The 23053-nt window shown below is 74.6% G+C and carries 12 protein-coding genes; all 12 read left to right on the forward strand.

From position 1 onward, the window contains the following. The coding region (locus ABT041_RS34330; RefSeq protein WP_351191942.1) for a non-ribosomal peptide synthetase at positions 1 to 1002 on the forward strand (1002 nt) is incomplete at its 5' end. Beyond that, complete coding sequence (locus ABT041_RS34335) at positions 1002 to 1787, forward strand: thioesterase II family protein (protein ID WP_351191944.1); 786 nt, start codon at positions 1002 to 1004, stop codon at positions 1785 to 1787. The genes ABT041_RS34330 and ABT041_RS34335, both read left to right, overlap by 1 nt. A 36-nt stretch (positions 1788 to 1823) precedes the next feature. Continuing rightward, positions 1824 to 2867 (forward strand): TauD/TfdA family dioxygenase, encoded by a 1044-nt coding sequence (locus tag ABT041_RS34340; protein WP_351191946.1) that lies wholly within the window; start codon positions 1824 to 1826, stop codon positions 2865 to 2867. 8 nt (positions 2868 to 2875) lie between these two features. Then, positions 2876 to 4741 carry a non-ribosomal peptide synthetase gene (locus ABT041_RS34345; protein WP_351191948.1) on the forward strand — a complete coding sequence of 622 codons (1866 nt, stop codon included), beginning with the start codon at positions 2876 to 2878 and terminating at the stop codon, positions 4739 to 4741. Between the two features lie 95 nt (positions 4742 to 4836). Then, positions 4837 to 10299 carry a condensation domain-containing protein gene (locus ABT041_RS34350; protein ID WP_351191950.1) on the forward strand — a complete coding sequence of 1821 codons (5463 nt, stop codon included), beginning with the start codon at positions 4837 to 4839 and terminating at the stop codon, positions 10297 to 10299. A gap of 645 nt (positions 10300 to 10944) precedes the next feature. Continuing rightward, entirely contained in the window at positions 10945 to 18165 is a 7221-nt protein-coding gene (locus tag ABT041_RS34355; protein ID WP_351191952.1) for a non-ribosomal peptide synthetase, read from the forward strand. Next, positions 18162 to 18377, forward strand: coding sequence for an MbtH family protein (locus ABT041_RS34360; RefSeq protein ID WP_351191954.1), 216 nt, complete (start codon positions 18162 to 18164; stop codon positions 18375 to 18377). The genes ABT041_RS34355 and ABT041_RS34360 overlap by 4 nt, the downstream gene beginning before the upstream one ends. Positions 18378 to 18520: 143 nt before the next feature. Continuing rightward, positions 18521 to 18931 (forward strand): cobalamin B12-binding domain-containing protein, encoded by a 411-nt coding sequence (locus tag ABT041_RS34365; protein ID WP_351191956.1) that lies wholly within the window; start codon positions 18521 to 18523, stop codon positions 18929 to 18931. Beyond that, positions 18928 to 20265 carry a methylaspartate mutase gene (locus tag ABT041_RS34370; protein WP_351191958.1) on the forward strand — a complete coding sequence of 446 codons (1338 nt, stop codon included), beginning with the start codon at positions 18928 to 18930 and terminating at the stop codon, positions 20263 to 20265. Before ABT041_RS34365 ends, ABT041_RS34370 begins: the two co-directional genes overlap by 4 nt. Positions 20266 to 20349: 84 nt before the next feature. After that, the gene (locus tag ABT041_RS34375; RefSeq protein ID WP_351191960.1) at positions 20350 to 21348 is read left to right on the forward strand and encodes an asparagine synthetase A; all 999 of its coding nucleotides are present in this window, start codon (positions 20350 to 20352) and stop codon (positions 21346 to 21348) included. Next, the gene (locus tag ABT041_RS34380; protein WP_351191962.1) at positions 21345 to 22640 is read left to right on the forward strand and encodes a glutamate synthase-related protein; all 1296 of its coding nucleotides are present in this window, start codon (positions 21345 to 21347) and stop codon (positions 22638 to 22640) included. Before ABT041_RS34375 ends, ABT041_RS34380 begins: the two co-directional genes overlap by 4 nt. Continuing rightward, a complete protein-coding gene (locus ABT041_RS34385) occupies positions 22637 to 22990 on the forward strand; it encodes a hypothetical protein (RefSeq protein WP_351191964.1) in 354 nt (117 codons plus the stop codon). The genes ABT041_RS34380 and ABT041_RS34385 overlap by 4 nt, the downstream gene beginning before the upstream one ends. Positions 22991 to 23053 lie beyond the last annotated feature (63 nt).

Here is a 23053-nt window from a genome sequence, read left to right on the forward strand (position 1 = left end):
GCTTCCCCCGCGCATGTTCACAAGCTCCGGGAGCTGAAGCCGGGGATCAGGGTCGTCAACGGCTACGGTCCGGCCGAGTCGATGGGCTTCACGACGACTTACACGGTCGAGGCCGGCGACACGCTGATCCCGGTCGGCGTGCCGCTCGTGAACAAGGCCGCCTTTGTCCTCGACCCCCGTCTGAATCTGTGCGCGCCGGGCGTGACCGGTGAGCTGTACTTGGCCGGCGACGGTATCGCCCATGGATACCTGGGCCGGTCCGATCTGACCGCGACCCGCTTCGTACCGAACCCGTTCGGTGCAGAGGGGGATCGGCTGTACCGGACCGGGGACCTGGCCCACTTCGACCGCCATGGTCAGCTGCACTACGACGGCCGGGCGGACGACCAGATCAAGATCCGTGGTTTCCGTGTCGAGCCCGGTGAGACCGAGGCCGCGCTCCTCACGCACCCCGCCGTGACCCAGGCCGTCGTCACCGTCCACCAGGAGCAGCTCGCCGCCTACGTCGTCACCGACGGGGACCCGTACGAGATCCGGCGGCACGTGGCCGACCGGCTGCCCGATCACCTCGTCCCCACCCACCTCGTGGTCCTGGAGCGGCTGCCGCTGACCCCGAACGGAAAGGTCGACAAGCGCGCCCTGCCCGCGCCGACCCCCGCCGCCTCCGCCGGCCGCGCCCCGCGCACCCCGCTGGAGGAGACGCTCCTCGGTCTCTTCGCCCGCACCCTCGACACCCCCTCCGGTCTCACCATCGACGACGACTTCTTCCACCACGGCGGCCACTCCCTCCTGGGCGCCCGCCTCACCAACCACATCGCCGGTGCCCTCGACGTCCGGCTCACCATCCGCGACGTCTTCCAGCACCCGACCCCCGCCCGGCTCGCCGAGCACATCGAATCCCTGAAGGCCGCGCCGGCGAGGAAGGCCCGTCCCGCCCTGCGCCGCCGCACCACGACCGAGACGGTCTCCGAGACCGCCACCGCGACAGAACGGATCAGCTGATGAACACCTCCCCGACCCCCGCCCCCGAAGACGTCGTCTGGGACATGCCCGGCGACCTGCCGCACCGCCTGTCGCTGCTCGTGCTGCCGCACGCCGGAGGCAACGCGCACGCGTACAGCGAGTGGCGCGAGCACCTCCCGGCCGATGTGCGGCTGCTCATCGGCCAGTACCCGGGCCGAGGCGCCCGCTTCAGCGAGGACCTGCCCGAGTCCGTCGACGACCTGGCGCTGCCCGTGGTCGACGCGCTCCCGGCGGACACCGGTGCGCTGGTGGTGCTCGGGCACAGCATGGGTTCCCTGGTCGCCTTCGAGGTGACCCGCGCCCTCCAGGCGGTCGGCCGTACTCCGCAGGGTCTGATCGCCTCCGCCTGCCGGGCGCCGGTGCTGCCCAACCAGTGCCCGGTGCACCCGGAGCGGCTCGACGACGACGAGCTGGTCGCGGCCATCAAGGAGCGGGGCGGTACGGACGACGGCATCCTCGACGACGAGGAGCTCCGCGAGATCGTCCTGCCCTCCATCCGCGCCGACTTCGCCATCGACGACGCCTACCGCTGCACCGCCCCGGCCGTCCGGCTCGACTGCCCGGTCGCGGTGTTCGGCGGGGACGCGGACCCGATCGTCCCCGTCGACATGCTCGACGGCTGGTCCCTCGTCGCCGGACACCCGATCGTGCCCGAGGTGCTGACCGGCGACCACTTCTACTTCCAGCAGGACCTGCCCGGCTTCTTCGCCCGCCTGAACCCGGTCCTGGAGACCCTGCACGCCCCCGCCCCCACCAACGCCTGAGCCCCCACGTCACCTGATACGAGGAGACCACCCACCATGACCGCGTACGCCCCGAGCTCGGCAGTCACCGACCTCACCGACCTCACCGTCGTCCGGGAGCCCGGCAAGCCGGCCCTCGTCCACACCCCCGCCTTCGACACCATGGCCGAGGCCACCGCCTGGCTGTCCGCCCAGCTCCCCGCCATCCGGGCCGAACTGCACCGCTCCGGCGCGGTCATGCTGCGCGGGCTCCCGGTCACGGACACGGAGTCCTTCGCCGAGGCGCGGGACGCGCTGATCGCCCAGCGCGCCGGCTACAAGGAGAAGGCCACCCCGCGCAGCGACTTCGGCGAAGGGGTGTTCTCCTCGACCGACCTGCCGGCCGCCCAGGCGATCCGGCTGCACAACGAGAACAGCTACACCCTCGACTTCCCCGGCGTGCTGCTCTTCGGCTGCCTCACCGCCCCCGAGACCGGCGGCGCGACCACCGTCGGCGACATGCGCAAGGCCCTCGCGATGCTGCCGCAGGACCTGGTCGCACGGTTCGCCGAGGCCGGCTGGCTCCTCGTGCGCAACTACTCGGACCTGGCGGGCATGCCCTGGCGCAAGGCCTTCTCGTCGGAGGAACCCGCGGGCGCCGAGGAGTACTGCGACGCCCACGCCATCGGCTACGAATGGCTCGACGAGGACACCCTGCGGACCCGCCAGCGCAGGTCCGCGATCATCAGCCACCCGGTCACCGGCGAGCGCTCCTGGTTCAACCACTTCGCCTTCTGGAACGCCCGCAGCCTCGACGAGGACGTCCGCGAGGTCCTCACCGACACCTTCGGCGCGGACGGTCTGCCCTTCGACACCCGCCTGGGCGACGGCACGGCCCTCACCGACGCCGAGGTGGACGCCGTCAACGACGTGTACCAGGCGGTGACCCTGCGGGAGAGCTGGCAGGCCGGCGACCTGATGCTCGTCGACAACATCCTCTGCGCGCACGGCCGGGAGTCGTACACCGGAGACCGGAAGATCGTCGTCGCCATGGGCGAGCCGGTACGGCTGTCCGACTGCTCCCCGACCTCCGCCCCCTCCACCACCCTGTACGGAAGGTGAGCCCCGCCATGACCGCCGTCCTCCCCGAGCGCCCCACCACCGCCCCGTCCTCCCCGCTCGCCCCGGCCCCCACGACCGCCGCGGCTGCCGCCGGCACCGGCGCGGCCGACCTCCTCGCCCGGCTCTCCACCGCCCCCGGCGACCGCACGGCCGTCGTCGCCGGTGACGACCGCCTCACCTTCGACGAACTCCGGGGCCGCGCAGCCGTGTTCGCCGCCCGGCTCGGCGCCCTCGGCATCGGTCCGGAGAGCGTCGTGGCGCTCTGCCTGCCCCGGAGCGCCGCCCTGGTCACCGCGATCATCGGCACGCTCACCGCCGGCGCCGCCTACCTGCCGGTCGACCCGGCGCTGCCCGCCGACCGCCGCCGCTACCTCGTCGAGGACTCCGGTGCCGACCTGGTGATCGTGGACGGTACGGACGGTACGGACGGCTCCTCGGCCCCCGGCGCCCGCGCCGTGACGGTCGCCGAGCTGACGGCCGCGCTCGGCGGCGACCCGGCCCCGTACCCGTACACGCCCGTCCCCGTCACCGCCGACACGCTCGCCTATGTCATCTACACCTCCGGTTCCACCGGCCGGCCCAAGGGCGTGGAGATCGGCCGCGCCGCTGCTTCGCTGCTCCTGGAGGAGCTGGAGGAGGCGGGCGCCGCCACCGGCGAGGGGCGCAGGGTCGGCTGGAACGCCTCCCCCTCGTTCGACGCCTCCGTGCAGCAGTGGACGCGACTCTGCCGGGGCGACACCCTCGTCATGATCGACGAGGAGACCCGCCGCGACCCGTCGCTGCTCGCCGCCTTCGTCGACGAGCAGTCCCTCACCGACCTGGACATCACCCCCTCCCACGCCGACCCGCTGCTCGACCTGCTCACCGAGGACGGCGGACCGCGCCCGCTGACCCTCCTCGTGGGCGGCGAGGCGATCAGCCCGGCGCTGTGGGACCGGCTCGCCGCCGCCCACCGGTCCGGGCTGCTGCGCGCGCTCAACGTGTACGGGCCGACCGAGTGCACCGTCGACGCCACCGCCGGCTGGATCGACGCTCCCGGCGAGCCGCACATCGGCGCCGTCCTGCCGGGGCTCCGGATGCTCCTGCTCGACGAGAAGCTCGCCCCGGTCGGGCCGGGGGAGTCCGGCGAGCTGTACCTCGCGGGCCCGCGCGTGGGCCGAGGCTACCGGCGCCGCCCCGGACTGACGGCGGAACGTTTCGTCGCCGACCTCTCCGCGGATGCCTCCGGCGGGCGCATGTACCGCACCGGCGACCGCTGCCGGCTGCTTCCCGACAGCCGACTGGTCTACCTCGGCCGCGCCGACGGCCAGGTCAAGCTGCGCGGCCACCGCATCGAACTCCCGGAGATCGAGGCCGCCCTCACCCGGGTGGACGGCGTCGCCGAAGCGGCCGTGATCCTCGGCGAGGACGCCGGCGGCACCGCCACCCTGATCGCCTACCACCGGGGCGGCGACGCCACCGCCCTGCGCGCCGCGCTCTCGGACGGCCTGCCCGCCTACATGGTGCCGAGCGTGTACGTCGCGGTGGACCGGTTCGCCACGACGCCCAGCGGCAAGCTCGACCGGTCCGCGCTGCCCACGCGTCCGGAGACCCCGGCGGAGACCGGGCCGCGGGCGACGGGTGCCGACGGACTGAACGGCCGTGCGGAGGAGCTGATCGGGCGCGTGTGGACCCAGGTCCTCGGCGCCGCGTCGATCGGCCCGGACGACAACTTCTTCAAGCTGGGCGGCCACTCGCTGCTCGCCATCAAGCTCGTCTCCCGCGTGCGCGCCGAGCTGTCCGTGGCGCTCCCCGTCAAGGCCGTGTACGCCCACCCGCGGCTGCGCGACCTCGCCGCCCACATCGAGGAGCTCCTGGCCGCCCGGGATGCCTGACCGCAGCACCCGCGCGCACCCCGGCCACCGCCGGAACCCCGGCCCCTGTCGCCGCTCGACCCGCCCGCCCCCGCCACTCACGAGGAGCAGCAACCGTGATCCCCCTGTCCTACGCCCAGCGCCGACTGTGGTTCCTGAACCGGCTCGAGGGCGCCTCCCCGGCCTACAACGCGCCCGTGGTGCTCCGGCTCGGATCCGTGCCCGACCCGGCGGCGCTGCACGCGGCGGTACGGGACGTGGTGGAGCGTCACGAGGTGCTCCGGACCGTGTACCCGGCCCGGGACGAGGAGCCGTACCAGAAGATCCTCGACGACGCCGACGTGCGCTTCGAGGTGGAGGAGTGCGCGACGGGCGAGGACGCGGCGGCCGGGGCGACGGAGTTCGCCCGGACCCCCGTCGACATCACGCGCGAACTGCCCCTCCGGGCGAGGCTGTTCAAGGTCGCGGACGGGACGGCCCTCCTGGTGCTCCTCGTGCACCACATCGCCACGGACGGCTGGTCGGTGGGCTGCCTGCTCGCCGACCTCGACACCGCCTACCGCGCCCGCGCCGAGGGCCGCGCACCCGGCTGGGAGCCGCTGCCCGTCCAGTACGCGGACTACGCGCTGTGGCAGCGGGACATGCTCGGAGACCCCGAGGACCCCGACAGCACCGCGCACGAACAGCTCACCCACTGGCGCAAGGTCCTGGACGGCATCCCGGCCGAGACGCGGCTGCCGGCCGACCGGCCCCGGCCCACGGAGCCGAGCCACCGTGGCGCGGTGGTCTCGGCGGAGCTCGACGCCGCGACCCACCGGGCGCTCACCGCCGTCGCGCGCGGTCGACGCGGCACGTTCTTCCTGGTGGCCCGCGCCGCCCTGTCCCTCGCCCTGAGGGCGGCGGGCGCGGGGGACGACGTGGTGGTCGGCACCCCGGTGGCGGGCCGGCCGGAAGAGGACCTGCACGAGCTCGTCGGCTTCTTCGTGAACACCCTGGCCCTGCGCACGGACCTCTCCGGGGACCCCGGCCTCGGGGCGCTCGTGGACCGCGTCCGGGACGCGGACCTCGTGGCGTTCGCGCACGAGGACCTGCCGTTCGACCTCCTGGTCGAGGACCTCAACCCCGAACGCTCCCTCGGCCGGCACCCGTTCTTCCAGGTCATGCTGAGCGCGCAGGCCCGGCGGGAGGGGGAGACCGTCCGCCTCGGGTCCGTCCCCGCCGTCCTCGACGAAGCCGACCTGGCCACCGCCAAGTTCGACCTGAGCTTCCACTGCCAGGAGACGCTCGACGCCGGGGGCGATCCCGGCGGACTGCTGCTCGGTCTGCAGTACGCGACGGACCTGTACGACGAGGACACCGCCCGGCTCCTGCTCGCACTGTTCCGGCGTGCGCTGACGGCCTTCGCCGAAGAGGAGGACACCACCCCCCTCAGCAGGATCCCGCTCCTCACGGACGCCGAGCGCGACGGCCTCGACCACCGCCACCGGGCCCTGGCCGAGGCGGCACGGAAGCGCACCACGCACCGGCAGGAGCGTGCCGCGGCCCGCTCCGTGACGGATCCCCGCGAGGAGATCCTGAACGGCCTGTTCGCGGAGATCCTGGGCCGTGACGACGTGCGCTCCGGTGACAACTTCTTCAAGCTCGGCGGGCACTCCCTGCTCGCCGGCAAGCTCACCAACCGCATCCGCGGCGCCCTCGGCCTCCAGGCCGCGATCCGTGACGTCTTCCTCGCCCCCACACCCCGGCAGCTGCTCCGCCGCCTCGGCGCACGCGGCGACGGACCCCGCCGTCCGGCCCTGCGGCCGGTGCCGGACGAGCACCGTCCCGACCCGATCCCCCTCTCGTACGCCCAGCGCCGCCTGTGGTTCCTCAACCGGCTCGAAGGCGCCTCCCCGGCGTACAACGCGCCGATGGTGCTCCACCTGGAGGCGCAACCCGACACGACCGTCCTGGAGGCGGCCGTACGGGATGTGATGCGGCGTCACGAGGTGCTGCGGACGGTCTATCCGGTACGGGACGGGGAGCCGTACCAGCGTGTCCTCGACGCTCCGGAGGTACGGGTCGAGGCCGAGGCGTGCGCCACGCGTGAGGAGGCGCAGGCGCGGGCGACCGACTTCGCCAGGATCCCGCTGGACGTGACGCGTGGACTACCCCTCGGGGTGCGGCTGTTCACCGTCGCGGACGGGACGGCCGTCCTCGTCCTGTCGATCCACCACATCGCCACCGACGGCTGGTCGGTGGGCTCCCTGCTCGCCGACCTGGACACCGCCTACCGCGCCCGCGGCGAGGGGCGTGCTCCGGACTGGGCGCCACTGCCCGTCCAGTACACCGACTACGCCCTCTGGCAGGGCGAGCTCCTCGACGGCGAACACGGCGTCCGCGACGCCCAGTTGGCGTACTGGCGCAAGGCGCTGGACGGGATCCCGGCCGAGACGCGGCTCCCCGCCGACCGGCCCCGGCCCACCGAGCCGAGCCACCGTGGCGCGCTGGTGACGGCCGAGCTCGACGCCCTGGTGCACAAGGCGCTCGCCCGTGTCGCCCGCAGCCGCCGGGTCACCTTCTTCATGGTCGTCCGGGCCGCGCTGGCCCTGGCCCTGCGGGCGGCGGGCGCGGGCGACGACGTGGTCGTCGGCACGGCCGTCGCGGGCCGGCCCGAGGAGGACCTGGACGCGCTGGTCGGGTTCTTCGTGAACACCCTTGCCCTGCGCACCGATCTGTCCGGCGACCCCACCCTCGCCGACCTCGTGCGACGCGTGCGGGACGGGGACCTCGCGGCCTTCGCCCACGACGACCTGCCGTTCGACCTCCTGGTCGAGGCCCTCAACCCCGAACGCTCCCTCGGCCGTCACCCCTTCTTCCAGGTGATGGTCAGCGCACAGACCGCGCAGGACACGGCCGTCCGCCTCGGCGGCATCGCCGGCGTCACGGACGGCGCCGACCTCGCCGGAGCCAAGTTCGACCTCGCCTTCCACTGCGTCGAGACGCACGACCCCGACGGCGAACCCGGGGGAGTGCTGCTCGGTCTGCAGTACGCCACGGACCTGTACGACGAGGACACCGCGGCGCTCCTGCTGTCGCTGTTCGGGCGGGCCCTGACCGTCTTCGCCGAGCGGGCCGACGACACGCCGCTGAGCGGGATCGAGCTGCTCACCGACGAGGAGCGCCGGGGGCTCGACCGCCGGCACGACGCGCTCGCGCCGGCCCGGAAGGAGCACGGAACGACCTCGGACGGCCGCGGGACGGGGGCGCGTGCCGTGACGGATCCCCGCGAGGAGATCCTGAACGGCCTGTTCGCGGAGATCCTGGGCCGTGACGACGTGCGCTCCGGTGACAACTTCTTCAAGCTCGGCGGGCACTCCCTGCTCGCCGGCAAGCTCACCAACCGCATCCGCGGCGCCCTCGGTCTCCAGGCCGCGATCCGTGACGTCTTCCTCGCCCCCACACCCCGGCAGCTGCTCCGCCGCCTCGACGAGCGGGGCGACGGGCCCGCCCGCCCCCCGCTCCTGCCCGTTCCCGACGCGCTGCGGCCCGCACGCGTCCCCCTGTCCGCCGCCCAGCTCCGGCTCTGGTTCCTCAACCGCCTCGAAGGCCCCAGCGCCACGTACAACATTCCCGTCGTGACCCGGCTGCGCCGCCCCGTCGACCCGGCCACTCTCGCCGCCGCCCTGGTGGACGTCGCCGACCGGCACGAGGTGCTGCGCACCGTCTACCGGACGGCCGACGGCGAGCCGTACCAGCAGGTCCTCGCCGGTGCGGCGCCCGTGCTCCAGGAGGTCAGGGCCGAGGGCCCGGACGCCCTTCGCACGGCCGTCGACGCGGCCGCCGGGTACGTGTTCGACCTGGCCGCCGAGATCCCGTTCCGGGCCTGGCTCGTGACGGACGACGGCGGCGGTCAGGTGATGGTGCTGCTCGTCCACCACATCGCAGGCGACGGCTGGTCCACCGACTGCCTGCTCGCCGACCTGGACACCGCCTACCGCGCCCGCGCCGAGGGACGCGCTCCCGACGCGGAGCCGCTGCCCGTCCAGTACACCGACTACACCCTCTGGCAGCACGACCTCCTCGACGGCGCACACGGTGTCGCCGGTGAACAACTGGCCCACTGGCGCGACGCCCTCGACGGGCTGCCCCCGCTCCTCGCCCTGCCCACCGACCGGCCGCGTCCCGCCGAGAGCGACGGGGCCGGCGCGCTCACCGCCTTCGAGGTGAGCGCCGCCACCCACCGGGCGCTGCTGCGCGTCGCGCGGGCCAACGGAGCGACCCTCTTCATGGTCGTGCAGGCCGCCCTCGCGGCCCTCCTCACCCGGCACGGGGCGGGCACCGACCTCGCGATCGGCACCACCGTCGCGGGGCGCGCGGACGACGCCCTGCACCCCCTCGTCGGCTTCTTCGTCAACACGCTGGTGCTGCGCACCGACACCTCCGGCGACCCCGACTTCACCGAGCTGGTGCGCCGGGTCCGCGAGTCCGGGCTCGCCGCGTACAGCCACCAGGACCTCCCCTTCGACCGGCTCGTCGAACACCTCAGCCCGCACCGCTCCGCCGCCCACGCGCCGCTCGTCCAGGTGATGCTGCAGGTCAACGCTGCGGCGACCGGGACCGGGACCGGGGCCGCGTCCGTCTTCGACGGCGAACCGGTCGCGTTCAGCGCGGTGGGCGCCAAGTCCGACCTCACCTTCGCGCTCACCGAACTCGTCGACGCGGACGGCGGACCGGCCGGCCTGCGGGGCGCCCTGGAATACGCCACCGCCCTCTACGACGCCGACACCGCGGCTCTCCTGGCCGGACGTCTCGCCGAGACGCTCGACGCACTGGCCGCCGACCCGGGCTCCGCGCTCTCCGGCGTGGCGTACGGCCCGTCGGCCCCCGCCGACAGGGCCGTGGTCCTGGACGAGCGGGGCCGTCCCGCGCCGGTACGGGTGCCGGGCGAGGTCCACGAACGGACCCCCGGGGGTGGCCTGCGGGCCACCGGCCGCAGGGCGTTCGCCCGGGCCGACGGGGCGCTGCGGCCCGTGGCCACCGTCACCGTGGGCGGCTACCCGGTCGAGCCCGGCCACGTCGAGGACGTGCTCGGTCGGCATCCGCACGTGACCGGAGCGGCCGTCGCCGTCCGCGACGACCGGCTGTACGCCTACGTCACCCGCCTGCCGGGCGGGGCCGACGAGGCGACGCTGCGGGGCTGGGCGGCCGAGCGGCTGCCGGAGTACCTGGCGCCTGCCCGTGTCGTCGTCGTGCCCCGGCTGCCCGCGCCCGGCGCGGAGGCCGGCGCCCTGCCCGAGGCGGAGACGCGGGGCCCGGACCGCAGGGAGGCGGACCTCCTCGGGATCTTCCGGGACGTCCTCGGCGGGCGGCCTCTCGGCCGGGACGACAACTTCTTCAAGTCGGGCGGGCACTCGCTGCTCGCGGTGCGGCTGCTCAACCGGATCCGTGCCGAGTTCGGGCAGGACCTGACCCTGCGGGACGTCTTCCGCAACCCGACGGCGGCGTCCCTCGCCCACCGGTTGGCCGACGCCGACCGCTCGGCGCCGGGCCCGGCGCTGCGCCGCCGCACGACGGCAGGCACCCGCCACCCCAACTGACGACCCCACGCGGTCGCGGGCGCCCGTTCGTCGGCGCCGGGGCGGTGCCCCCCGTTGTGGGCATGCGTTCCGCCGGGGCGGTGCCCCCCCCCGTTGTGGGCAGACGTTCCGCAAGGGGCGGAACGGGTGGGCACAACGGACGGCGCCCTTGCCGGCGCCAGAGGCTTACGCGCCTGGACCCGCACCACCCGCTCGGTGCACATGGGGTGCGGGTCCAGGCTCGGAACGCGGAGGCGCCGCTAGAGGGCGCCGTCCCGTGTGCCCACCCGTCCCGCCCTGGGGGTCCCCCCGGACGAAGTCTGGGGGAGGGACGATTGCCCGCACGGGGGCGGGCCAGGGCCCCGCCCAGCACGGGCGGTGGCGCCGCCCAGCCCGGTGCGGGCCCGCACGGGGTGGGCCAGGGCGCCGCCCCAGCCGGGCGCGGGCCCCACACGCAGCGGACCGAGGTGCCGCCCGCCCCGGCGCGGGCCCGCGCCGGGGACTGCCCGGCCGCACCCCCACCGGCAGCTCCCCCCGGCGGCCTGCCGGTTCGAGCTGCCGGGCCGACTGCCCCGACCGGCAGCGCCCCGCGCCTAGCGTGGACGGCACGGAGGCGAGAGGAACCGTTCGCCCCGGTCTCTCGGCCCTTTACCGGAGGAACTCAGCATGCCCCCCAGCAGAACGGACGACCTGCTCGACGGCGGACCCTCTCCCGCCCCCGCCCCGCCCGTGCTCGACCTGATCGCCCATCAGACGCGTACCCGCCCCGACGCCCCCGCCCTCGTCCACGCCGACGCCCGTCTCACCTACGCCGAGCTCGACGCCACCGTACGGGACCGGGCCCGCGAGCTCGCCGCACAGGGCGCGGGACCGGGCCGTCTGGTCGCCCTGCACCGGCCCCGCGGCATCGACGCGATCGTCGGTCTGCTCGCCGTCCTCCGCACCGGCGCCGCCTATCTGCCCCTCGACATCCAGGCCCCCGACGCCCGCAACGAGGCCATCCTCAAGGACGCCTGCGGCGACCTCGCCCCCACCCCGGCCGGCGTCGCACGGCACGGCGAGCTCGTCCTCGGCGGGCCCGGCGCCGGAGAGGGCGCGGCCTACGTCATCTACACCTCCGGCTCCACCGGCACCCCCAACGGCGTGGTCGTCGCCCACGACTCCCTCGCGCACTTCATCGCCGGCGCGATCCCCGCGTACGGCATCGGACCCGGGGACGTCGTCCTCCAGTTCAGCCCGCTGCACTTCGACGCCAGCATCCAGGAGATCTTCGCGACCCTCGGGGCCGGCGGCACCCTCGTCCTGCGCACCGACGACATGCTCGACGTGGCCGAACTCCTCGCCGGCTGCGAGCGGCACGGCGTCACCTACCTCGACCTGCCCGCCGCCTACTGGCACGAGCTCGTCTACGTCCTCACCACCGGCTCCGTACGCCTCCCCGCCGCTCTGCGCACCGTGATGATCTACGGCGAGGCCGCCCTGCCCGAGCGCGTCGCCCAGTGGCGCGGCCTGGTCGGCGACCGGATCCGGCTCCTCAACGGCTACGGCCCCACCGAGACCACCGTCGTCGCCACCGTGGCCGATCTCAGCCGCCACGACACCGGGCCCATCCCCATCGGCCGCCCGCTGCCCGGCGTCCGCGCCGCCGTCGTCGACGGCGAACTGTGGCTGCTCGGCGGCGGCCTGACCCGCGGCTACCTCCACCGGCCCGAACTGAACGCCCGCCGCTTCACCGAGCTCGACGGCGAACGCGCCTACCGCACGGGCGATCTCGTCACCATCGGCGAGGACCGGCAGATCCTGTACCACGGCCGCCTCGACGACGAGGTGAAGATCGGCGGCCAGCGCATCGACCCCGCCGCCGTCGACTCCGTCCTCGCCGGCCACCCCGGGGTCCGGGAGGCCGCGGTCGTCGCCCAGCAGGACGGCGACGGCGTCAAGCGGCTCGTCGCGTTCGTGGTGACCGAGGGCGGCACGGGCGCGGAGGAGCTGCGCGACTGGGTACGCGCGCGCATGCCCGCCGCCGCGGTCCCCGCCGTCTCGATCGTCGTCGCCCTGCCCCGTACCAGCTCCGGCAAGATCAACCGCAAGGCCCTGCGCACCGCCGACCCCCGCCTGCCCGTTGTCCACGAGGAGCCCCTCCCCGCCGAGGACCGGGTCCCGCTCTCCCACGCCCAGCGCAGGCTGTGGCTGGTCGGACAGCTCGACGGACCGTCCGCCGCGTACAACATGCCGATCGTGCTCCACCTGGAGACCGCCCCCGATCCGGCCGCGCTCGCCGCCGCCGTGACCGACGTCGCCGAACGGCACGAAGTACTGCGCACCGTCTTCCTCGCCCCCGAGGACGAGCCGTACCAGCACGTCCTCGCCCCCACCGCCGTCCGGCTGCGCACCGTCGAGTGCCCGGCGGGGGAGCGCGCCGAGCGGGTCGCCCGGTTCACCGCCGGGACCTTCGACCTGTCCCGCGAACTCCCGCTGCGCGTCGCCCTGTTCCTGCCGGACGACGGCTCCTGCGCCACGCTGGCCGTGCTGCTCCACCACGTCGCCGGCGACGGCTGGTCCCTCGAACCGCTGATGACCGACCTCGCCCACGCCTACGCCGCCCGCGCCGGGGGCCGTGCGCCCGAACGCGAGCCGCTGCCCGTCCAGTACGCCGACTACACGCTCTGGCAGAACGACCTCCTCGGCGACGCCGACGACCCCGAGTCCGTCACCGCCCGGGGCCTCGCCCACTGGCGCGCGGCCCTGGACGGGCTGCCCGCCGCGACCGACCTGCCCCTCGACCGGCCCCGGCCCGCGGTCCGCGGCCACGACGGCGGTCTGCTGACCGCCACCGTCGAACCCGCCGTCCACGCACGGCTCGTCCGCCTCGCGGAGCAGCACGACGCCAGCCTGCTCATGGTGGCGCAGGCCGCGCTCGCCCTCGCCCTGCGCGCGTCCGGCGCCGGGGAGCGCACCGTGGTCGGCACCCCCGTCGCCGGACGCGACGACGAGGCCCTCGACGAACTCGTCGGCTTCTTCGTCAACACCCTCGTCCTGCCCACCGACACCTCCGGCGACCCCGCCTTCACCGACCTCCTGCACCGGGTCCGCGACACCGACCTCGCCGCCTTCGCCCACCAGCGGCTCCCCTTCGACCTCCTCGTGGAGCACCTCAACCCGCCCCGCACACCCGGCGTCCACCCGCTCTTCCAGGTGATGCTGACCCTGCGCGCCACGGGCCCCGACGGCGGACCCTTCCGCTTCGGCGCCATCGACGGCCGCTTCGCCGGCGAAGGACCGGCCACCACCAAGTTCGACCTCACGGCCGCCTTCGAGGAACTCCGCGACGCCGACGGCGCCCCCGCCGGACTGCGGCTCGGCCTGGAGTACGCGCGCGACGTCCTCGACGAGGACACCGCCCGCATCCTGCTCACCGCCCTGGAGCGCGCGCTCCACGCCGCCGCCCGGCGCCCCGAGGACCGGATCCCGGACATCGGCCTCGTCGAACCCGCGACCCGGCGCGCCCTCGACGAACGGCGGGCCCGCAGCGCCGAGACCCCCGCGGAGGTGGCCGTCCCCGCCACCACCGAGCCGCCCGCCGCCCACACCGACACCCTCCGGGAGCTCTTCGCCGAGGTCCTCGGCCTCGACGAGGTCGGCCCCCACGAGGGCTTCTTCACCATCGGCGGCCACTCCATGAGCGGGGTGCGCCTCGCCAACCGGATCCGCGCCCGCCTCGGCGCCGACGTCCAGGTCCGCGACCTGCTCCTCGCGCCCACCCCCGACGCCCTCGCCCGCCGCATCGCCGACCGGACCAGCACCGAGACGGCCGCCGTGCCCTCGCGCCCCCGACCCGTCCCGCGCGCGGACCGGCCCGGACGGATCCCCCTGTCGTACGCGCAGCGCAGGCTGTGGTTCATCGACACCCTCGAAGGCCCCAGCGCCTCCTACAACATCCCCCTCGTCCTCAGGCCGACCGAACCCCTCGACGCCGGCGCCCTGGCCCAGGCCCTCACCGACCTCTCCGACCGCCACGAGGTACTGCGGACCCGCTACCGGACCGTCGACGGCGAACCCCACCAGGACATCCTGTCCACCGTCCGGCCCCCGCTCGACGTGCGGACCGTTTCCGCCGAGCGGCTCCAGGCCGCCGTCGCCGAAGCCGCCGGACACGTCTTCGACCTGGCCGAGGAGACACCCCTGCGGGCCACCCTCCTCACCCCCGACGACGCCGGGGGACAGGTCCTCGTCCTGCTCGTCCACCACATCGCCGCCGACGGCTGGTCCACCGGCCCCCTCCTCGCCGACCTCGGCACCGCCTACCAGGCCCGTGCCGAAGGCAGTCACCCCGACTGGGCGCCGCTGCCCGTCCAGTACGCCGACTACACCCTCTGGCAGCGCGACCTCATCGACGGCCCGGCCGCCGCGGCCCATCTGGAGTTCTGGGAGAAGACCCTCGCCGGCGCCCCCGCCGTACTCGAACTCCCCTCCGCCCGCCCCCGCCCCGCCGAGGCCACCCACCGCGGCGGACGCGCCCCCGTCGCCCTCGACGCCACCACCCACCAGGCCCTCGAAGCCGTCGCACGGCGCAGCGGCGCCACCCTGTTCATGGTCCTGCAGGCCGCCCTCGCCGCCGTCCTCACCCGGCACGGCGCGGGCACCGACCTGCCGCTCGCCACCATGACCGCGGGACGCGACGACGAGACCCTCGGCGGCCTGGTCGGCTTCTTCGTCAACACCCTGGTCCTGCGCACCGACACCTCCGGCGACCCCACCTTCACCGAACTCCTCGCACGCGTCCGGAAGACCGACCTCGCCGCCTACGGGCACCAGGAGCTCCCCTTCGACCGGGTCGTCGAGCACCTCAACCCCGTCCGCACCACCGCTCACCAGCCGCTGGCCCAGGTCGTCGTCCAGCTCCACCACGACTACACGGGCGACGCCCCCGGCGCGGCAGCCGCGAAGCGCCTCTTCCAGGAGGGCGGACCGGCGCTCCTCGACACCGTGTCCACCAAGTTCGACCTGACCTTCGCCCTGGGTGAGCGCCGGGACGCGGAAGGCCTGCCCGCCGGTCTGGCCGGCGGTCTGGAGTACGCCACGGACCTGTTCGACGCCCCCACCGCCGCGCTGCTCGCCGCCCATCTGGAGCAGACCCTCCGCGTCGTGGCCGCCGATCCCGGCGTACGGATCGGGGACGTGGACCTGTTCACCGCCGCCGACCGGTTCCGGCTCGTCAGCGAGTACAACGACACCGCCACCCCGGCTCCCGGAGCCGCGGAGACGATCCACGAGCTGATCGCCCGCCGGGCCGCGCTGACACCCGACGCGCCCGCGCTGATCACCGACGAGGAGACCGTCGGCTACGGAGGTCTGGACGCCCGAGCCGCCGCGCTGGCCGCCCGCCTCCGGGCCGCCGGGGTGCGCCGCGGCGACACCGTCGGCGTCCTCCTCGAACGCGGGGCGTCCCTGGTGGTGACGGCCCTCGCGGTCCTCAGGTGCGGCGCCGCCTACCTTCCCCTGGACCCGCGGCTGCCGGAGGCCCGACTCCGTCTGATGGTGGAGGACGCCGGGGTACGGCTGGTGGCGACCGACGAGGAGCACGCGAGGTTCCGGCCGGTGGCCGCCGACGAGGAGCCCGCTGCCGACGCCGTCGCCCCGACCGTCCTGCTCGTGGACGCTCCCGGCACGGGGGAGCCCCTCGCCGAGGACATCCCCGCCACGGGGGACGACCTGATGTACGTGATGTTCACGTCCGGTTCGACGGGCCGGCCGAAGGGTGTCGGTGTCACCCACCGCAACGTGGTGGAGCTCGCCGGCGACCGTGACGTCCGGTCCGGTGGACCGCACCGGATGCTGGTCCACTCGGCCACCGGTTTCGACGCCTCCGTCTTCGAGATCTGGGTGCCGCTCCTCAACGGCGGCAGCCTCGTCCTCACCCCGGGCGACGGCACGGACCTGGCCGAGACCGCCCGCGCCGTCCGCGAACACGGCGTCACCGCCGCCTACTTCACCGTCGGCCTCTTCCACGTCATGGCGGACGAGGGCCTGGACACCCTGCGGCTGCTGCGCGAGGTGTGGACCGGCGGAGACGTCGCCAACCCGGCCGCCGTCCAACGGGTCCTCGCCCACTGCCCGGACACCGTCCTGGTCCACTCCTACGGGCCCACCGAGACCACCTTCGCCTCCCACAACCAGTGGTTCGGCACGGGCGAACGGGTTCTGCGCGGCGCAGGTCTCCACCTCGGGCGGCCGATGGACAACACCCGCAGCCACGTCCTCGACGACGCGCTGCGCCCCGTCCCGCCGGGCGTCCCCGGCGAACTGTACATCGCCGGCTCGCACGTGGCCCGCGGATACGTCGGCCGGGCCGGGCTGACCGCCGAGCGGTTCGTCCCCGACCCGTTCGAGGGCGACGGCAGCCGCATGTACCGCACGGGCGACCGCGTGCTGTGGACCGCCGCCGGCGAACTCCGGTTCCTCGGAAGGGCGGACGGCCAGATCAAGCTGCGCGGCGTACGGATCGAACCCGGCGAGGTCGAACGCGCCCTCGCCGCGCATCCCTCGGTCGGCCAGGCGCTCGTCGTGGTCCGCGAGGACCGGCCCGGCGACAAGACCCTCGTGGCGTACGTCGTCCCGCGGGTGAACGCAGCGAACGCAGCGGACACGGCGAACGCAGCGAACACGGCGAACACGGGGGACACGGCGGACGCGCAGGGCTCCCCGGCCACCGAGTCCGACCTGATCGACGAGCTGCTCGCCGACGCGCGCGCCACGCTCCCCGAACACCTCGTGCCCTCCGCCGTCGTCGTCCTCGACGCCCTGCCGCTCACGGTCAACGGCAAACCCGACCGCACGGCGCTCCCCGCTCCGCACCGCCCGGCCGCCGCCGAGGGCGGGCGGCAGCCCCGCAACGCCCGCGAGGAGGTGCTCTGCGCGCTGTTCGCCGAGATCCTCGACGTACCCCGCGTCGGCATCGACGACAACTTCTTCGCCCTGGGCGGCCACTCGCTCCTCGGCGTCCGCCTCGTCAACCGCGTCCGCGGCGTCCTCGGCATCGAGCGCACCGTCCGCGACCTGTTCCGCACGCCCACCCCCGCCGGGCTGCTCGGCTCGCCCGAGGACGACGACGGCACGGCCGCCGCCCTGGGCGTCCTGCTGCCGCTCAGCACCCGCGGCACCCGCCGCCCGCTCTTCTGCGTCCACCCCGGTACGGGCGTCGGCTGGTCCTACGCCGGCCTCGCCCGCCACCTGGGCGACGACCAGCCGCTGTACGCGCTCCAGGCCCGCGCGCTGAGCGAGCCCGGCCACCGGCCGCGCAGTGTCGAGGCGATGGCCGACGACTACCTGGAGCAGATCCGGCAGGTCCAGCCCTGGGGCCCGTACCGGCTGCTCGGCTGGTCGTACGGCGGTCTCGTCGCCCACACCATGGCGGTACGGCTCCGCGAGGCCGGCGAGCGGGTCGAACTGCTCGCGCTGATGGACGTCCACCAGACCGGACCCGGCAGCGTCTCCGTACTCCCGCCCGAGGAACGGACGGCGGAAGCGGTGGATCCCGCCGCGGCGATCGAGGAGATCCGCCGCGAGGACCCCGTCCTCGCCGGGTTCTCCGACGCCGAACTCCGCGCGGTGCTCCGCGCCTCCGAGACCCATGCCGCACTCATGGCACGGCACGTCCCGGGCGTCGCCGACGCGGACACGGTGTTCTTCGCCGCCCGCCGGCCGGGGGAGCCGGAAGGCGCTCTCGCAGCCACCTGGATTCCCTTCACCGAGGGTGTCGTCGACCATCACACCGTCGAATGCGGCCACCTTCAGATGACCGAACCGGAACCTCTCGAAACGATCGGAAGAATAGTCGCGGAGAAACTCTCCGCGCTTCAGAAGGAAGAAACGAGGAGTCAGTCATGAGCGAGTCCGTCAACCCGTTCGACAACGCCGAGGGAACCTTCCACGTCGTCGTGAACGACGAGGGCCAGCACTCCCTGTGGCCCGCCTTCGCGGACATCCCGGCCGGCTGGACCAGCGTCTGGGGCGCCGGTGACCGCGCCGAGGCGCTGGAGTACATCACCGCCCACTGGACCGACATCCGCCCCCGCAGTCTCGTCGCCCAGTACGCCTGACACCCGCGCGACCGAAGCGCCGTGCCCCGCAGCCGATGCGGGGCACGGCGCTTTTTCCATGCGGAATTCCGGAAGGAAAGTGCCGGTCCCTCCTGCCGGTCGTACTTCCCCTTCCGGAATCCCCGGAAATCTATCCTCGACCCATGAAGATACTTCTGAGCGGAACCGCATCGGATTCCCATACATGGAATCTCGTGTATCTCCGTCTCTTCCTCGAGGAACAGGGCCACGACGTCGTGGGGCTCGGTCCCTGCGCCCCCGCCGAGTTGCTGGTCGCCGGCTGTCTGCGGCACGCGCCGGACGCGGTGGTGCTCAGCAGTGTCAACGGGCACGGATACCGCGACGGACTCGCCGCCGTCCGCCGGCTGCGCGCGGAACCCGCCCTGGCCGGACTCCCCGTCGTGCTCGGCGGCAAGCTCGGTGTCGCCGGACACCGGCAGGAGGCGGACGTGGCCCGCCTCACGGAGGCCGGTTGCGACGCCGTCCTCGGCGAGGACCTCGACGCCCTGCGGGAGTTCCTCGCCGCCCGCGCCCGCAGGGAGGTGCCGGCTTGACCGCCCCGGCCACCGCCACCGCCCCCGTCCCCGCCCCGGACTTCGGCCGCTTCGTCGCGGCGTCCGCGGCGGCCGGCCGGCTCGTCGTCCAGCCCCGCATGGGCTTCGACGACCCCGCCCGCATGCGGGCCGGGCTCGCCCGCACCAGGGCCGCCACCGCGCACACCGCCGGCACCCTGACCGTCGACAGCTACACCCGTGTCGGCGACCTCGCCGCCGCCCGCGCCGCCGTGGCCGAGGGAAGCCGCCTCAACGGCTATCCGATCGCCGCGCACTCACCGGCCACCACCCGGGCCGTCCTCGACGGGCTGTTCGACGCCGACTTCCCCGTACAGGTCAGGCACGGCTCCGCCCGCCCCCTGGCCATCGTCCGGGCGCTCACCGCCGCCGGCCTCGACGCCACCGAAGGCGGCCCCGTCTCGTACTGCCTGCCCTACGGCCGCACCCCCCTGCGGGAGTCCGTCACCGCCTGGGCCCGGGCCTGCGAGCTGCTCGCCACCGGGGCGCGGCCCGGCGCCGTCCCCCATCTGGAGAGCTTCGGCGGCTGCCTCCTCGGCCAGCTCTGCCCGCCGGGCCTCCTGGTGGCCACGAGCGTCCTGGAGTGCCTGTTCTTCGCACAGTTCGGGCTGCGCAGCGTGTCGCTGAGCTACGCCCAGCAGACCGATCCGGCCCAGGACGAGGAGGCCCTGCGCGCCCTGCACCGGCTCGCCGCCGAGTTCCTGCCCGACGGCGTGGACCACCATGTCGTCCTCTACACGTACATGGGCGTCTACCCGCGCACCGAGCAGGGCGCCACCCGCCTCCTGGAGGCCTCCGCCCGGCTCGCGGTGCGCTCCGGCGCGGGCCGGCTCATCGTGAAGACCACCGCGGAGGCCCATCGCATCCCGACCGTCGAGGAGAACGTCCGCGCCCTGGAGACCGCCGCCGCGGCCGCCGCCCTCGCCGGACCGCCGGCGTCCGGCCCCGCGGCCGACGGGTACGGCGAGGTGTACGCGGAGGCCCGCACCCTCGTCGAGACCGTCCTCGGCCTCCACCCCGACCTTTCCCTGGCGCTGCCGACCGCCTTCGAACGAGGGCTCCTGGACGTGCCCTTCTGCCTCCACCCCGACAACGCCGGCAGGTCCCTGGGCTTCGTCGACCCCGGGGGACGGCTCCGCTGGGCCCGGACCGGCGCCATGCCGATCCGCCCGGACAGGGCGGCCGACGCCGCCCCCCTCACCTCGGCGGGCCTGCTCGCCGCCCTCCACCACGTCGCCGACCGGTACGACAGCCCCCGCCATCGCGACACCGGCGACGGCCACGACCGACCCCAGGCCACCCCGCTCACCGTCTGAGCCGACCGCTCGCCGTCCGAGGCGCCCGGCTCCCTCTCCGAGCCGAACCCGCACGCACCCACGCCACCGAACAGGAGCCCCGTCATGACCGACCCCACCGGCGCAGCGACCACTCCGCCCCCGCTGGGCGAACACCTCCGCTCGCCCCGGCTGCGCGCCGCCATGCTCGTGCAGCAGGAGGCCCTCCACGCCGCCCGCGCGTTCCTGCGCGGCGAGGGCTTCACCGAGCTGCTGCCCCCGCTCGTCGGCCCGGTCACCGACCCCGGCGGCCGCGGCGCCAAGGCCCTCGACGTCGACTACTACGGCCACCCGTACAAGCTCATGACCAGCGCGATCCTCTACAAGCAGGCGTCGCTCCGCGGCTTCCCCCGGCTCTTCTACGTCGCCCCCAACGTGCGCGTCGAGCCCGAGGAGACCGCCGGCACCGGCCGTCACCTCGTCGAGTTCCACCAGATCGACGTGGAGATCGCCGACGGCACCCGCGAGGACGCCCAGGAGATCGCCGCCGGCCTGCTCACCCACGTCACCGAGCACGTGTGGACCGCGGTCCCCGAGATCCTCGGCGAACTCGGCCGGATCGAAGGCGACTTCGCCGACATCCGCGCCGGCAAGTACGACGTCTGCACCCACGACGACGCCGTCGCCCGCCTCCGCGCCGCCGGCCACCCGCAGAACCCCGACGGCGAGATCGACTGGGCCGGCGAGCGGCTCCTCTCCCTGGAGAGCGACCGCCCCTTCTTCGTCAACGACTACCCCAAGGGCTCCCGGGGCTTCTACGACCGCGAGGACCCCGACCGCCCCGGCGTCCTGCGCAACTTCGACCTCCTCGCCCCCCACGGATACGGCGAACTCGTCTCCGGCAGCGAACGCGAGGCCGACTACGCCACCATCGTCACCCGCATGCGGGAGAGTGGCGAGAACCCCGCCAAGTACGCCTGGTACCTCCAGGAGGCCCGCGACGGCATGCCGCCCAGCGCCGGATTCGGCATGGGCCTCCAGCGCCTCGTCCGCTTCCTCACCGGCCTCGACGCCCTCTGGCAGGTCAGCGCCTACCCGAAGCTCCCCGGGGTGGTGGCCCCGTGACCGCCCTGGGCGCCCCCGGCTTCCCCGAGCGGGCCGTCCGCGCCCGCGCCCGCAACGGCACCGCCGAGGTCTTCCCCGACTCCGCCACGTACGGGACACAGCTGTACGGACCGAGTACGGGGACCGGCACCGCCGACGAGCTCGACCGGGCGCGCATCGTCCCGCCCGTCTTCATGCCCCAGCGCCTGGAGAAGCTCATCGACCTGGCCCGGGAACCGGAGTTCACCGACGTCGAGCTCGGCTCCCGCGTCGGCGGCTTCACCGCCCGGCTGCCCCTCTACCTGTCCGCCTTCGGCTCCACCCGCGCCGGCAGCGGCGACCTCGCCGTCCACGCGAGCAGGCAGGCCGCCCGGCTCGGCATCCCCATGGTCATCGGGGAGAACATGATCCCCGTGCACGGCTACCGCCGCGCCGGCGACGCCACCCGCTCCGCACTCCTCGCCCGCGTCGAGGCCTACCTCGACGCCGCACCCGACGGAACCGGCGGCATCGTCGTCCAGCAGTCCACCGAGGACGCCGACTCCGAGGTCTGGAACCTCCTCTACAGCGACCCCGCCTTCCGGCCCCTCCTGGAGACCGGCCGCCTCGCCTTCGAGCTGAAGACGGGCCAGGGCGCCAAGCCCGGCCTCGGCGGCATGACCGTCGTCGACCGTGCCGAGGCCGAGCAGCTCGCCCGCCGCTTCACCGTCCTCCAGGTCCTCGACCCGGACGGCGAGCGCCGGCTGCGCTGCGCCACTCCCGGGACCTTCACCGACGAGATCCTCCGCCAGCAGCTGCGCTTCATGAGGAACAACTTCCCCAAGGCCCGCACCTGGGTGAAGTTCCATCCCGGCCGCGACATCGCCGAAGCCGCCCGCACCGCCTGGGCCGCCGGAGCGGACGCCGTCACCGTCGACGGCGCGGAAGGCGGCACCGGCTGGGCCCCCGCCGTCTTCCTCGACCACGTCGGCCTGCCCCTCGCGGCATGCCTGCGCCGCATCGGCCGCCCCGGCGGCTGCCTCCTCGCCGCGGGCGGCATGTGGGAAGGCGGCCGTGCCGTCCGCGCGCTCGCCCTGGGCGCCACCGCCGTCGGCCTGGGCCGAGCGGCCCTCGTGGCGGTCGACGAGGACCCGGAACACGGGCTGGAGCGCCTCGTCGACAGCATCGCTCTCGAACTGCGGCTGCTCATCAGCGCGTTGGGCAAGTACAGCGTCGCCGCCCTGGGTCCCGAGGACCTGTGGTGGCCCGAAGGCCGGCCGCACCACCCCGAGCACACGGCCGCCGCGCCTTCGGCCCTGGGCGTGACGCCATGACCGCGCACCGGCGGCGCGGCGCGGACCGTGCCGTCCACGCCTGCTTCTCCGTCCGCGAGGCCCCTGGCATCACCGTCACGGTGTCCCACGACGCCACCGGCCTCGTCGGCACGGCGAGGCACACCGCGCAGCGCTTGCTCGCCGAGGCGGGTCGCGGCTACCTCGGCGGCCGCGTCGAACTGCGTACGCCCCGACCGCCCGCCCGGGTCACGTCCCGGCCCAGCGCCTTCGCCCCACGCCACCGCCGCGCCGTTCGCCGGGCCGCCGACCGCGCCGTGGCCCTGGCCGTCGCCGCCACGCTCCGGGGCGAAGCCACGGGGGTACGCGTCCACGTCCGCCCGCCCCTCTGAACGAGCGGCCCGCCCTCACCGCGCCTTCGACCGCAGAAACCCGTCTGCAGAAACCGGCCACTG

Source organism: Streptomyces sp. NPDC002825 (assembly GCF_040295385.1).
GTDB lineage: Bacteria > Actinomycetota > Actinomycetes > Streptomycetales > Streptomycetaceae > Streptomyces.